This is a genomic window from Shinella sp. WSC3-e, assembly GCF_945994535.1.
In the GTDB taxonomy this organism is placed as follows: domain Bacteria; phylum Pseudomonadota; class Alphaproteobacteria; order Rhizobiales; family Rhizobiaceae; genus Shinella; species Shinella yambaruensis.
Window position 1 is genome coordinate 185,013 of sequence record NZ_OZ000530.1, and the last position, 12,792, is coordinate 197,804.

11 protein-coding genes are annotated in these 12,792 nt (G+C 66.8%); 5 read left to right on the plus strand and 6 right to left on the minus strand.

The annotated features are described in order from the left end of the window. Positions 1 to 157 precede the first annotated feature (157 nt). The gene (gene lpxK / locus AABF56_RS00850) at positions 158 to 1,198 is read left to right on the plus strand and encodes a tetraacyldisaccharide 4'-kinase (protein ID WP_272804587.1); all 1,041 of its coding nucleotides are present in this window, start codon (positions 158 to 160) and stop codon (positions 1,196 to 1,198) included. A 94-nt stretch (positions 1,199 to 1,292) separates the two neighbouring features. On the opposite strand, the gene AABF56_RS00855 is transcribed toward lpxK, so the two are convergent. Then, complete coding sequence (locus tag AABF56_RS00855; protein ID WP_244768114.1) at positions 1,293 to 1,526, minus strand: DUF2093 domain-containing protein; 234 nt, start codon at positions 1,524 to 1,526, stop codon at positions 1,293 to 1,295. 206 nt (positions 1,527 to 1,732) lie between these two features. Beyond that, positions 1,733 to 3,541 carry a DNA mismatch repair endonuclease MutL gene (gene mutL / locus AABF56_RS00860; RefSeq protein ID WP_272804588.1) on the minus strand — a complete coding sequence of 603 codons (1,809 nt, stop codon included), beginning with the start codon at positions 3,539 to 3,541 and terminating at the stop codon, positions 1,733 to 1,735. A gap of 307 nt (positions 3,542 to 3,848) precedes the next feature. Between mutL and AABF56_RS00865 the strand changes: the two genes are divergently transcribed. From AABF56_RS00865 to AABF56_RS00875, 3 genes are all read left to right on the plus strand, one after another. Further along, the gene (locus AABF56_RS00865) at positions 3,849 to 5,546 is read left to right on the plus strand and encodes a response regulator (protein ID WP_272804589.1); all 1,698 of its coding nucleotides are present in this window, start codon (positions 3,849 to 3,851) and stop codon (positions 5,544 to 5,546) included. 140 nt (positions 5,547 to 5,686) lie between these two features. Continuing rightward, the gene (locus AABF56_RS00870; RefSeq protein WP_244767889.1) at positions 5,687 to 7,042 is read left to right on the plus strand and encodes a putative bifunctional diguanylate cyclase/phosphodiesterase; all 1,356 of its coding nucleotides are present in this window, start codon (positions 5,687 to 5,689) and stop codon (positions 7,040 to 7,042) included. Between the two features lie 114 nt (positions 7,043 to 7,156). Further along, positions 7,157 to 7,492, plus strand: a complete 336-nt coding sequence (locus AABF56_RS00875) for a PilZ domain-containing protein (RefSeq protein ID WP_244767888.1) — start codon at positions 7,157 to 7,159, stop codon at positions 7,490 to 7,492. A gap of 3 nt (positions 7,493 to 7,495) precedes the next feature. On the opposite strand, the gene AABF56_RS00880 is transcribed toward AABF56_RS00875, so the two are convergent. Continuing rightward, the gene (locus tag AABF56_RS00880) at positions 7,496 to 8,422 is read right to left on the minus strand and encodes a LysR substrate-binding domain-containing protein (protein ID WP_272804590.1); all 927 of its coding nucleotides are present in this window, start codon (positions 8,420 to 8,422) and stop codon (positions 7,496 to 7,498) included. A gap of 88 nt (positions 8,423 to 8,510) precedes the next feature. On the opposite strand from AABF56_RS00880, the gene AABF56_RS00885 reads away from it, so the two are divergent. Further along, complete coding sequence (locus AABF56_RS00885; RefSeq protein ID WP_272804591.1) at positions 8,511 to 10,058, plus strand: trimethylamine methyltransferase family protein; 1,548 nt, start codon at positions 8,511 to 8,513, stop codon at positions 10,056 to 10,058. 275 nt (positions 10,059 to 10,333) lie between these two features. Here AABF56_RS00885 and AABF56_RS00890 read toward each other — a convergent pair whose 3' ends face one another. The 3 genes from AABF56_RS00890 to AABF56_RS00900 all read right to left on the minus strand — a co-directional run bounded on the left by AABF56_RS00890 (position 10,334) and on the right by AABF56_RS00900 (position 12,763). Continuing rightward, entirely contained in the window at positions 10,334 to 11,047 is a 714-nt protein-coding gene (locus AABF56_RS00890) for a PRC-barrel domain-containing protein (protein ID WP_272804592.1), read from the minus strand. A 196-nt stretch (positions 11,048 to 11,243) separates the two neighbouring features. Continuing rightward, a complete protein-coding gene (locus tag AABF56_RS00895; RefSeq protein WP_272804593.1) occupies positions 11,244 to 12,128 on the minus strand; it encodes an SMP-30/gluconolactonase/LRE family protein in 885 nt (294 codons plus the stop codon). After that, complete coding sequence (locus tag AABF56_RS00900; RefSeq protein WP_272804594.1) at positions 12,125 to 12,763, minus strand: 2-dehydro-3-deoxy-6-phosphogalactonate aldolase; 639 nt, start codon at positions 12,761 to 12,763, stop codon at positions 12,125 to 12,127. The genes AABF56_RS00895 and AABF56_RS00900 overlap by 4 nt, the downstream gene beginning before the upstream one ends. Positions 12,764 to 12,792 lie beyond the last annotated feature (29 nt).

The window sequence follows — 12,792 nt, forward strand, 5'->3', positions numbered from 1 at the left end:
CATGTGATGACCTCTCGATCATTCACAGGCGATCGCTCTCCTTTTGCGGCGATAGGCTGCTACTGCGAACCGCACGCTCACAATCCCCCCGGTTGATTTTCCGCAACTTCTCGCGTTTGCTGCGACGAACCGGGTCGGCACGCGCGCGGGGGATGGAATGGTAAGTGAAGCGCCGCCTTTCTGGTGGACGAAGCCTGACTGGCGGGCCTATGTGCTCTGGCCGGTCTCGCGCCTTTACGGCCTGATCGCCGGCCGGCGCATGCGCAAGGGCCGCCGTGCCGAGGTGGCCGTGCCCGTCATCTGTGTCGGCAACTTCACCGTCGGCGGGGCCGGCAAGACGCCGACGGCGATCGCGCTCGCCCGCGCCGCCAAGGCGCGGGGGCTGAAGCCCGGTTTCCTGTCGCGCGGCTATGGCGGCTCGCTCGACGTGACCACCGTCGTCGATCCGCACCACCACCGCGCCCGCGCCGTCGGCGACGAACCGCTGCTGCTCGCCCGCGAGGCGCTGACCGTGATTTCGCGCCGGCGCGTCAAGGGCGCCCGCAGGCTGGTGGAGGAGGGCGCCGACCTCATCATCATGGATGACGGCTTCCAGAGCGCGCAGCTCACCTTCGACTATGCGCTGCTGGTCATCGACAGCCGCCGCGGCATCGGCAACGGCCATCTCGTGCCGGGCGGGCCGGTGCGCGCGCCGCTTGCCGAGCAGATGCGCCAGGCGAACGCGCTTCTGGCGATCGGCAACGGCAATGCCGCCGATGCGCTGATCCGCCAGGCGGCGCGCGCCGGCAAGGCGATCCACTCCGCCACGCTCGTCACCGTCGGCGCGGAAGACCTCGCCGACAAGGTCGTCATGGCCTGGTCGGGCATTGCCGACAACGAGAAGTTCTTCCGCACCGTCACCGAGACGGGCGCGCATCTCTATGTGACGCGCGGCTTCCCCGACCACCATCACCTCTCCGAGGACGAGGTCGCGGAGATCCTCGACCATGCCGAAGGGCTGAACTACCAGCTCGTCACCACGGCAAAGGACAGCGCTCGCCTTGCCGGTGAGCATGGCCGCGCGGAGGAGCTGAAGGAGAAGAGCCGGGTGATCGAGGTGGAAATCCGCTTCGACGACCCGAGAGGCCCGGATGCGATCATCGATGCGGCGATTGCCAGCGCAAGACGGCGCAAGCTGCAGCGGCCGGCCGGGAAATAGGGGGTAGGCAATAGGCAGTAGCCAATAGGAATTGACGCTGCCGCACTCTCGGGCAGTCTCTACTGCCTACTGCCTACTGCCTACTGCCTACTGCCTACTGCCTCTTCTGCACCGGCAGCGCCCCGGCGCGCTTTTCGGCCTCGAGCGAGGCTTCGGCGCTGGCATAGGGCTCCTGCCGGGCGACGCTCCAGTAGCGCAGCTCGTCGACGGGCACCGTCTCGCCGGTCATCGCGCAGATGACGTGCGAGCCGGGCATCAGGATCTGGAAATCGCCGTCGAGATAGCGGATCTTCGCTTCGCGGCTGCCGCGTCCTTCAAAACGGTTCATCATCGATCTCAATATCCGTCTCATCCAGGGTCACGCGCCGGCTGCGCGGTCGATACCGTGCCATATCCCGGCAAGGCCGAAATTTCCAGCCTTTTCGCTGTCGCACCGGCCAAGGGGGCTCGCTTTGAAAGAATGGTTCACGCTCTGGATTCTTGTTTTCCCGCATTGTCCGACGCCGAAACGACGTCGCTTCGGCTGGAAATGCTCTAGCTCCGGCCGAACAGCCGCTCGATGTCGGAAAGCTTGAGCTCGATATAGGTCGGCCGGCCGTGGTTGCACTGGCCGGAACCGGGTGTCGCCTCCATCTGGCGCAGGAGCGCGTTCATCTCCTCCGGCCGCATGCGCCGGCCCGAGCGAACCGAGCCATGGCAGGCCATGGTCGCGGCGAGGTATTCCAGCTTGTTCTTCAGGCCGCTCGCCGTGTCCCATTCGGCCAGTTCGTCGGCAAGCTGGCGCACGAGCCCGGCCGCGTCCATCTCGCCGAGCATGGCCGGGGTCTCGCGGACGGCGACGGCGCCCGGCCCGAAGCGCTCGATGCCGAGGCCGAGGCGGGCGAATTCCTCCGCATGGGAGACCAGCCGGTCGCAATCGTCCTCGGGAAGGTCGACGATCTCGGGGATGAGCAGGGCCTGCGCCGGCACCGGCCGGGCATGGAGGGCGTTGCGCATCGCCTCGAAGACCAGCCGCTCATGCGCCGCATGCTGGTCGACGATGACGAGCCCGTCCTCGGTCTGCGCGACGATGTAGTTCTCGTGCAGCTGCGCGCGCGCCGCGCCGAGTGGGTGGCGCTGCGGCGGTTCCTCGTCCCGCGGCGCGGTGGAAGGAGGGGCGAAGGCCGGCTCGCCGCGCGCCGAGGGCGCGGCGAAATCGGCAAAGCCGGTCTGTCTTTCGCTGAAATGCGGCGCCGCGGCGCCGGCCGTCTGGAAGGGGCGGTAGGGCGAGGCGGCCGGGCTCCAGGGCGTCTGCGGGCGATGCGTCTCCGGCCGGAAGGCGCGCATCAGGCCGGCCGCACCGGTGGTTGCCGCCCGGTCGCCCTCGCGGGCGAGCGCCTCGCGGATCGCGCCGATGATGAGGCCGCGCACCAGGCCCGGATCGCGGAAGCGCACGTCGGATTTCGCCGGGTGCACGTTGACGTCGACGAGCGCCGGATCGATCTCGATCGCCAGCACCGCCACGGGATAACGCCCGTGCGGGATCGTCTCGGCATAGGCCGCGCGCAGCGCCGACCAGATCAGCTTGTCCTGCACCGGCCGGCCGTTGACGAAGGCGAACTGGTTGAGGCTGTTGCCGCGGTTGAAGGTCGGCACGCCGGCAAAGCCGGTGAGCCGGACGCCCTCGCGCGCCGCATCGATCTCGATGGCATTGTCGCGAAAATCGCGGCCGAGCACCTGGGCGATGCGGGCGAGCCTGTCGCTGCCCGTCGCGGGAAATTCCAGCGTCGTGCGGTCGGAGCCCGACAGCACGAAGCGCACATGCGGGAAGGCGATCGCCATGCGCCGCACCACGTCGGCAATGGCCGAGGCCTCCGCCTTCTCGCTCTTCAGGAACTTGAGGCGGGCGGGCGTGGCGAAGAACAGGTCGCGCACCTCGACCACCGTGCCGCGATTGGCCGCGGCGGGCCGCACCGGCTCCACCCTGCCGCCGGTCACGCTGATCTCCGCGCCCTCGCCGGCCTCCGCCGTGCGGCTGAGCAGCGAGAGCTTCGCCACCGAGCCGATGGAGGGCAGCGCCTCGCCGCGGAAGCCGAGCGTGCGGATGTCGAGCAGGTCCTTGTCGAGTTTCGAGGTGCAGTGGCGGCGGATCGCCAGTTCCAGGTCGGCGGGCGCCATGCCGCTGCCGTTGTCGGTGACGCGCAGCAAGGTCTTGCCGCCGCCGGCCGTCGCGATCTCGATGCGCGTCGCGCCCGCGTCCAGCGCGTTCTCGATCAGCTCCTTGGCGGCGCTTGCCGGTCGTTCGATCACCTCGCCTGCGGCAATCTGGTTGATGAGGGTTTCGGAAAGCTGCCTGATCGTCATGCCGCCATTTTCGCGGATTCGGCGGGGGCTTGGAAGGGGCAAGTTGGCTTATCCCGCCTTGCGGCGCCCGGCGGCCGCAAATCGTTTAATCAGGCTTTAATAAAATGCTGCCAACGTGCGCGGACGCTTGTATGAACACAAGCCGGCCGGTTCTCCGGTGGACGATTTCAGCGTCGCTGGCCGCTGTCATTCCCGTATGTCCCAAGGTGCAAGACGCGCCGATCAGCATGTGTTCGGGAATGCCAGACAGGCGAGGTCTGCCACTATGAATGATGTAGCGTCGTCAGACGCGAACATCCGGCTGGGAATGTTTGAGGCCGCGTGCGATATCCTCGCCGCCGCCGTGATCGTCTACGACAAGAACGACTGCCTCGTCTTCGCCAGCCGCCAGGTCCTGCGCTACTTTCCCATTCCCGCCGATACGCTGAATCCCGGCACGCGGCTGCGCGACGTGCTCGGCGCCATCTTCGACAGCGGCGTGCGCTACGGCATTCCGCCCGAGCAGCGCCACAAGGCGGTCAACCGCGAGGAGTGGATTTCCACCCGCATCTCGGCCCATTGGCGCGAGCAGTACGATGCCGTCGAGCGGCTCGGCCGCGACCGCTGGATCCATTTCCGCAAGCGCCGCCTGCCGAGCGGCTACAATGTCACCACCCTGGTCGACGTTTCCGAGCAGAAGAAGCAGGAAGAGCAGTGGCGCTCGGACCTCGAGCGCATCGCGCTGACCGAGGAGATCCTCGAGACCCTGCCGTCCCCGGTCGTCATCAAGGACCGCAACCTCACCTATATCGCGGCCAACAGCGCCTTCTGCGCGATCTACAATGCCAATCCCGACGGCATTCTCGGCCGCTCGGTCTGGGACCTTGCCGATGCGGAGAATGCCGAGCGCATCGAGCGCTCCGACCGTGCGGTGCTGGAGACGGGCGAACCCTACAGCATGCCGGAGCACGTCATCCGTGCGGATGGGGCCGATCTCTACGTCATCACCCGGAAATACCGCATCGGCGCGCCCGGCCACCATGCCATCGTCACGGTGATGGAGGACGTGACCGCGCTCGTCGCCGGCAACAGGGCGGTTTCGGACGGCCGCGACGTGCTGCTCAGCGTGCCGGGCGGTTTCGTCGAGGGGCAGAACTGCTTCGATCCGGTGCGCGACGCCGAACGCCGGCTGCTGCTGGGCCAGCTGAACGGCGAGGAGCTGCGGGCGCTTTCCGGCAAGCGCGCCCTGGTCGCCACGCCCAATCCGCGCATCGAGGAGATCCTGGTCGGCGAGTTCCGGGCGCGCGGGGCGGATTGCTGCGCGGTGCGCAGCGTCTGCGAGCACGATGCCTTCCTCGCGCTTGCCGCCCGCGAAGGGCTCTCGATCGACCTCGTGGTGATCGACGACAACCTGCCGGAGCACGAGGGCATCCTTTCCAATGCGCACGGCATCGCCACGCGGGTGATCGCGCCCGACGGCATCGGCCCGGATTTCATGCGCGTGCTCGTCGAGGAGCACGAGCTGCTCTCGCAGAACGACTCGCCGCTCGGCGACATCATCACGCCGGTGTCGCTGTCGGACGACTGGTACATCGCGACGGACATTTCCGCCATGCTGCCGGGCGCCGTCGGCGATATCGAGGTGCTCGTGGCCGAGGACAACCGGATCAACCAGTTCGTCTTCTCGCAGATCCTCGAGGGCATGGGCATCTCGCACCGCATCGCCGAGAACGGCGAGGAGGCGGTGATGCTCTGGCGCAAGCACCAGCCGCGCCTCGTGCTGATGGACATTTCCATGCCCGTGATGAACGGCATCGATGCGGCGATGGAGATCCGCGAGGCCGAGGAGCTGACGGGCACCCACACACCCATCGTCGCCGTCACCGCCCAGGCGCTCAATGTCGACATGCAGAACTGCATGGACGCCGGCATGGACGACTACATCACCAAGCCGGTCAGCCCGGACATGATCGAGGCGATCTACCGGCGCTATGCCGGCCGTCAGCCGGAGAAATCTGTCGCATAGGTTGAATGGGGCCGGTCAACTCCCCAGATTTGGGGAGGCAGGTGGGCAGGAGTGACGATCGTTTGCTATGTTTTTGTTAACGATCATGCCTCATCGTGGAACCATCCTCGGAGGTCGCGTGCAAGTACGGGAAATCATTGATGAAGTCTGCTGATCCTGCAGCGCTGGATGTTTCCCAGACCGACCTCCATGCGATGGCCTATACGGACCCGCTGACGGGGCTCGGCAACCTCTACCGATTGCGCGACAAGGTGCGCCAGATCGCCAAGGAGCGCGAGGAGGACCCCGCGCCGTTTGCCATCGGCATCGCCAATCTCGACGGCTTCAAACCGATCAACGACCTTTTCGGCCCGCGCGCGGGCGATGAGATCCTCTGCCAGGTGGCCCATCGCCTGAAGGCCTGCATTCCCGACGGCGCCACCGTCACCCGCCACGGCGGTGACGAGTTCGCCTTCGTGCTGCCGCTCGTCTTCGAGCGCAAGGGCGCGGAGAAGATCGGCCAGATGCTGCGCGAGGTGCTGTCGGCCCCCTTCGATCTCGGCGACCGCAATGTGCGCCTTTCGGCCTCGTTCGGCTTTGCCATCTTCCCCTTCGCCGGCGCGGATTTCACCGAGCTCCTGAAGAGCGCGGATACGGCCCTCTACCGCTCCAAGCGCCGCGGCCGCGGCCAGATCACCGTCTATTCCCAGGAGATCGCCCAGGAGATGAAGCGCGCCACGCAGCTCGAGCAGGCGCTGCGCAATGCCATCATCGCCAATGAGGTGGACGTGCATTTCCAGCCGATCGTCAGCCTGCGCGACGACACGGTCGTCGGCTTCGAGGCCCTGGCGCGCTGGTGCGATGCCGATCTCGGCTATGTCTCGCCCGCCACCTTCGTGCCGCTTGCCGAGGAGCGCGGCTTCATCGATGCGCTGTCCGATACGCTGCTACGCAAGGCGGCCGAGACGGCGCTGTCCTGGCCGAAGGAGCTCTTCCTCTCCTTCAACCTCTCCTCCGCCCAGCTGATGGACCCGAAGACGGCCTTCAACACGCTGGCGATCCTCAACCGCGCCGGGCTCGATCCGCGCCGGCTGGAGCTGGAGATCACCGAGACCGCCGTGATGACGGATGCCGACACGGCGCAGAAGATCGTCGGGGAGCTGCGCGCGGCGGGCGTGCGCATCTCGCTCGACGATTTCGGCACCGGCCAGTCGAGCCTCGGGCGCCTGCGCGACTTCACCTTCGACAAGGTGAAGATCGACCGCGCCTTCGTCTCGCGCATTTCCAACGACAAGGCCTCCGAACACATCATCAAGGCGATCGTCGCCATGTGCGAGGGCCTCGATCTTGCCGTCGTCGCCGAAGGCATCGAGGATTTCTCCGAGGCGCTGAAGCTGAAGGCGCTCGGCTGCGGCATGGGGCAGGGCTATTTCTACGGCAAGCCGCAGGATGCCGTCGCCACCATGCGCTTCCTCTCCGATCGTTATGTCAGCGTCGAGGGCCGGGCCGTCTGCTGAGGCGCCGTCCCCGAATGGACCACTTCCGTAAAATTGCAGGCATTTGTTTAGCCGGGCGGCAAGCAGCCTCTATTATGGTGGCTCCACTGTGAATGTTCGTGAGGGGAGCCACGGATGACGACCATCAAGGATATGCCCGTCAGGGCGAGCGACCGTTCCAAGGTGCGTATTTTCGCGACGGTGCGGGTGATGCATCAAACGACGCGGGCGCGCGTCATCGACCTCTCTCCGACGGGCATGGCCTTCGACGTGGAGAAGCCCATCCAGGCCATGGCCGGCCAGCTGGTGACGGTCGAGAGCGAGGAACTGGGCCGCCTCAGCGGCACGGTGTGCTGGTATTCCAACGGCCGCCTCGGCATCCAGTACAAGCTGTCGACCAACGCGCTCGCGCAGATCACCTCCTATTTCCGCTTCTTCCACGAAGAGGTGCGGCCGGTGCTGCGCCGCTGACGCTCAGGCCTCGCCGCTCCGGGCCAGCCGGCCTTCCTCCAGCAGCCAGTCCCGCACCCGCCGGGCCGGGCCGTTGAGTTCGTGCGAGCGCGGCCAGACGACGTGGAAGGCGTCGTCCGTCCTCAGCACATGGCCGCCGACGGTGACGAGCGCGCCCGAGCGCACCTGCCCGTCGATCAGGTGCCGCCAGCCGAGCGCGACGCCTTCCCCCGCCAGCACGGCCTGGATCACCAGCACATAATCGTTGATGGCGAGCCGGCGGGCCTGCGCCGGGTAGCGCACGCCCGCGCTTGCGAACCATTCCGGCCAGTCGCAGGCCGCCCGCACCGGCTCCTCCAGGTGGATGAGGGGCAGTTTCAGCAGTTCTTCCGGCGTCGTCGGGTGCCCGCGGCTTTCCACGAAGGCCGGGCTGGCGACGGCCGCGATCACTTCCGGCGCCAGCAGCGCCGCATGATAGCGCGGCCATTTCGCCGGGTCGCCGCCGCGAATGCCGAGCGGGATCGGCTCCTCGTCGAGGTCGAGGTCGCGCACGCTGGTCTGGATGCGCAGGTCGATATCGGGAAGGTCGGCGCGCAGCTTGGCCAGCCGCGGCAGCATCCACATCGAGGCGAAGGCGGTGGAGGCGGCAAGCGTCACATTCGCCTCGCGCCCCTTGGCGCGGATATCCTCCGCCGATTTCTGGATGCGCGACAGGCCGAGCGTCACGTCCGCATGGAAGCGCTCGCCGGCATCGGTCAGCTCCACGGCGCGGTGGATGCGGTGGAAGAGCGCCACGCCCAGCTGCTCCTCGAGATTGCGCACCGCATAGGAGACGGCCGCCTGCGTCATGCCGAGCTCGGCGGCGGCGCGGGTGAAGTTCTGGTGCCGCCCGGCGGCCTCGAAGATGATGAGGCTGGAGGCGGAGGGGAGCAGACGGCGCAGGGTTTCCATAAATACAGCTTATAGTCTTCGTAAGTTTTTTCCAGCGTCACAAGGCACTCAATCACGCCTAGCCTCGTTCTGGATTATGGAGGCGACAATGGCAGACGCAGCGACGATCGAAGCACCGGCACGCAGAGTGAGGGGACGTCCGGCCCGGCGGGAGGGTGGCGCCAAGGCGCTCGGCGTGCCCTATATCGTGCGGGGCATCCCGACCTACGACGTGCTGTCGGAAGAGAACCTGCAGAAGATCGAGCGGGCGGCGGACCGCATCCTGGCCGAGGTCGGCATCGAGTTCCGCGACGATCCCGCCGCCATCGACCATTGGAAGTGCGCCGGTGCGAAGGTGGAGGGTCTGCTCGTGCGCTTCGAGCCCGGCATGCTGCGCGAGATCGTCTCCTCCGCGCCCGCCGAGTTCACCCAGCACGCCCGCAACCCCGCCAACAATGTCGAGATCGGCGGCAACAAGGTGGTCTTCTCGCCGGCCTATGGCTCGCCCTTCGTCATGGACCTCGACAAGGGCCGGCGCTACGGCACGCTGGAGGACTTCCGCAACTTCATCAAGCTCGCCCAGTCGAGCCCCTGGCTGCACCATTCCGGCGGCACGATCTGCGAGCCGGTCGACATTCCCGTCAACAAGCGCCATCTCGACATGGTCTATAGCCACATCAAATATTCCGACCGTGCCTTCATGGGCTCGATCACCGCGGAGGAGCGCGCGGAGGATTCCATCGACATGGCGCGCATCCTGTTCGGCGCCGATTTCGTCGACAAGAACTGCGTCATCCTCGGCAATGTCAACGTCAATTCGCCGCTCGTCTGGGACGGCACGATGACGAAATCCCTGCGCGCCTATGCCCGCGCCAACCAGGCCGCCGTCATCGTGCCCTTCATTCTCGGCGGCGCCATGGGACCGGTGACGAATGCCGGCGCCATCGCCCAGTCCTTCGCCGAAACGCTGGCCGGCTGCGCGCTGACCCAGCTTGAAAGGAAGGGCGCGCCGGTCATCTTCGGCAATTTCCTCTCCTCCATGTCGCTGCGCTCCGGCTCGCCCACCTTCGGCACGCCGGAGCCGGCCATCGGCTCCATGGTCGTCGGCCAGCTCGCCCGGCGCCTGAAGCTGCCGCTGCGCTGCGCCGGCAATTTCTCGAACTCCAAGCTGCCGGACGGCCAGGCCATGCAGGAAGGCCTGATGTCCATGCTGTCGGCGGTGCATTGCGGCGCCAACTTCATCCTGCATTCCGCCGGCTTCCTCGACGGCCTGCTCTCCATGTCCTACGAGAAGTTCGTGATGGATGCCGACCTCTGCGGCGCGCTGCATTCCTATCTCGCCGGCGTCACGGTCGACGACAACACGCTGGCCATGGACGCCTTCCTCCAGGTCGGCCCCGGCAGCCATTTCCTCGGCTGCGACCACACGATGCGCAACTACCAGACCGCCTTCTGGGATTCGGCCCTGTCCGACAACGAGCCCTTCGAGAAATGGAGCGAGGAGGGCGGCTCGACGGACATGGCGACCCGCGCCAACCGCCAGTGGAAGAAGACGCTCGCCGAATACCAGGCGCCCCCGCTCGATGCCGCCATCGACGAGGCGCTTTGCGACTACATGGACCGCAAGAAGGTCGCCGTGGCCGACGCCTGGTATTGAAGGAGTTTCAAGCGCGCATTTGCGGCTGCTCCCCCTCTGCCCTGCCGGGCATCTCCCCCTCAAGGGGGGGGAGATCGGCAAGGAGCAGGAACCCTGCTCGAATCGCAACGCTGGAGATGGGCGAAATGGTCCTCCATCCAATCTCCCCCCTTGAGGGGGAGATGCCCGGCAGGGCAGAGGGGGGAAACGCGCACGTCAAAAAAGCATAGTGCAAAAGAAAAACCCGGTGGCGCAGGGATGGCCACCGGGCTGGAGATCAGAATGAACCTGCCGGATTATTCGACCGGCTGGGTGGCCGGAGCCGTGCCCGTGTCGGTCGTCGACGAGGTCGTCGAGGTATCGACCGGGGTCGTGGCCTGGCGTTCGGCAACCTGCTGCGCCGTGGTCTTGAATTCCGGCGCGGCCTGCAGGCTCTCGGCGGTTTCGGTCGTCGTCAGCTTGACATCGTCCGAATCCGGGATCTGCGTGATCGAGATCTTCTCGAACGGAACGGCGACCCACTTTTCGCCGATGCCCAGGAAGCCGCCGACACCGACAACGGCTGCGGTGATGCCGCCGTCCTTCTCCATGATCAGATCGGAGATCTTGCCGATGCTTTCATCGGCGCTGTTGTAGACGGCCTGGCCGAGATAGGTGTTGGCGCTGATCTGTTCCGGCGACTGGGCCGTCAGATAGTCACCGCCGGCAGCCGGCGCCTGTGCCGTGTCCTCGGTCGGGGTCGTTGCCGGGGTCTGAGCCGTGTCTTCGGTGGCCGTGCCGGTTTCCGGCGTCTGGGCCGTATCCTCGGTCGTCGGCGTGGTCGGGGTTGCTGCGGTGTCGCCGGGCGTGGTGCCCGTGGCGTCGTCACCGGTCATACCCGGCTGCTGCTCCAGGGTCTGGGTTTCGCCGGCGGCCGGCTGGTTGGTATCCTGCGCAAAGGCTGCCGGGGCCAGGGCCGCGCCGAGGAAGAGTGCACCAGCGGCAACGGAAGTGAGAAGTTTATTGGTCATCTTGAACCTGCCTTTCGTCTCGTTGGCATCAAGGCGCGGCGGTCTTTAGAGGGGCCGTCCGCACCGGCTGATGGACAAGGAACGGCGACATCCGTTTTTGGTTCCGATGAAAATTGCCTTCTTTTTGATTGCCGCCATGCATTTTTGACGCGGGAAGCGGGCGCAGGGCCGCGGCCCGCTCCAGCCGTATGTATCTTCAGAGCGCGAATGCCGGCTCGAAACGCCCCTTCACGGAGAGGCCGAGTTCGAAAGTCTGGCCGGCATGCGGATCGGCAAGGCGTGCGGCCGCGTCCATGCCCTGCCAGGCGGATGTCACCAGCAGCCGGTCGGCCTTGTCGCCGATGAAGGCCGGGCAGCTCGCCTGCGCGGCCGGCACCAGATGGCGGGCGATCTTCGTGCCGTCGGGCTTGTAGACATCGACCGCATTTGCGCCCCAGCGTGCGTTCCAGATCAGCCCGTCCGCATCGCAGACCGAGCCATCGATGCCGCCCGGCGTGCCGGTCTCGTCGCCGAGGACCTCGGGCGCGCCGGCGGGCAGGCCGGTCTTCGGGTCGAGCGCGACGCGCATCAGATGGTTGACGTCCGTATCTGTGAAATAGCCGATGCGGCCATCCGGCGAGAAGCAGATGCCGTTCGGGATGGTGATGTCGGAAAAGAGCTTCGTCACCGTTCCGCCGGCAATGTGATAGATCGCGCCGGCATGCTTTTCCGCCTTGCGGCCCATCGTGCTCGCCCAGAGCGCCCCGGACGGATGCACGCGCCCATCATTGGAGCGGTTCTGCGCCTTGTCCTCCAGCGTGACGAAGGGACTGAGCGCTCCATCGGCGACCCTGCGCAGGAAAAGCCCCTGGTCGGAGACGATGAGCTGGCGCTCCGGATCGACGACGGCGAGCACGCTGCCGAGGAAGGGCAGGGCATGCGTCGCCTTGGTCATCGTCGCAAGGTGCAGTTCATGCAGCGTGCGGCCCATGATGTCGAACCAGTAGGCCGTGCCCGTCGCCGGATCGTAGGTCGGGCCTTCGCCGAGCTCGCAGGCCGTCTCGCACAGGATGCGGCCGGTGAAGGAATGGGTCTCGCTCATTTTCCGCCTCCATACACCGCATCATAGGCCTCGACCGTCGCGCGGGCGCGGGCGCGCACCTCGTCGGCGCCCATGCCCGCCTTGTAGAGGCTGGAGCCGAGGCCGAAGCTGCGGATGCCGATCGCGGCGTAGTCGGCGAAGTTCTTTTCCGAGACGCCGCCGACGGCCGCGATCTCCAGGTCGGCCGGCAGCACGGCGCGGATCGCCTGGATGCCGGCAGGGCCGAGCACGCTGGCGGGAAAGAACTTGAGCCCCGTCGCCCCGGCGCGCGCGGCGGCGAGCGCTTCGGTCGGCGTGAAGACGCCCGGCATCGTCACCATGCCCTTGGCGGCGGCGGCGGCGATGACGTCGGGCTCGACATTCGGGCTCACCATCAGCCGCCCGCCGACATCGGCGAGCCGGTCGACATCCGCGACGGTCAGCACCGTGCCGGCACCGATCAGGCAGCCCTCGGGCGCCATCTTCGCGGCGGTCTCGATCGAGGCGAAGGGATCGGGCGAGTTCAGCGGGATCTCGATCGCGGTGAAACCCGTCTCGATCAGGGCGCCGACGACAGCCTGGGTCTCGCCCGGCTTCAGGCCGCGCAGGATGGCGATCAGCGGGTATTTCATCGGGGGGAAGGGGATGCGGTTCATCGGTTCAGCTTTCTCGGGAGCAGGTCCGG

Bases quoted from the DNA above. Each gene is read 5' to 3' on its own strand.
- lpxK (WP_272804587.1), top strand. From the start codon at position 158: ATGGTAAGTGAAGCGCCGCCTTTCTGGTGGACGAAGCCTGACTGGCGG.
- AABF56_RS00855 (WP_244768114.1), bottom strand. From the start codon at position 1,526: ATGAACCGTTTTGAAGGACGCGGCAGCCGCGAAGCGAAGATCCGCTAT.
- mutL (WP_272804588.1), bottom strand. From the start codon at position 3,541: ATGACGATCAGGCAGCTTTCCGAAACCCTCATCAACCAGATTGCCGCA.
- AABF56_RS00865 (WP_272804589.1), top strand. From the start codon at position 3,849: ATGTTTGAGGCCGCGTGCGATATCCTCGCCGCCGCCGTGATCGTCTAC.
- AABF56_RS00870 (WP_244767889.1), top strand. From the start codon at position 5,687: ATGAAGTCTGCTGATCCTGCAGCGCTGGATGTTTCCCAGACCGACCTC.
- AABF56_RS00875 (WP_244767888.1), top strand. From the start codon at position 7,157: ATGACGACCATCAAGGATATGCCCGTCAGGGCGAGCGACCGTTCCAAG.
- AABF56_RS00880 (WP_272804590.1), bottom strand. From the start codon at position 8,422: ATGGAAACCCTGCGCCGTCTGCTCCCCTCCGCCTCCAGCCTCATCATC.
- AABF56_RS00885 (WP_272804591.1), top strand. From the start codon at position 8,511: ATGGCAGACGCAGCGACGATCGAAGCACCGGCACGCAGAGTGAGGGGA.
- AABF56_RS00890 (WP_272804592.1), bottom strand. From the start codon at position 11,047: ATGACCAATAAACTTCTCACTTCCGTTGCCGCTGGTGCACTCTTCCTC.
- AABF56_RS00895 (WP_272804593.1), bottom strand. From the start codon at position 12,128: ATGAGCGAGACCCATTCCTTCACCGGCCGCATCCTGTGCGAGACGGCC.
- AABF56_RS00900 (WP_272804594.1), bottom strand. From the start codon at position 12,763: ATGAACCGCATCCCCTTCCCCCCGATGAAATACCCGCTGATCGCCATC.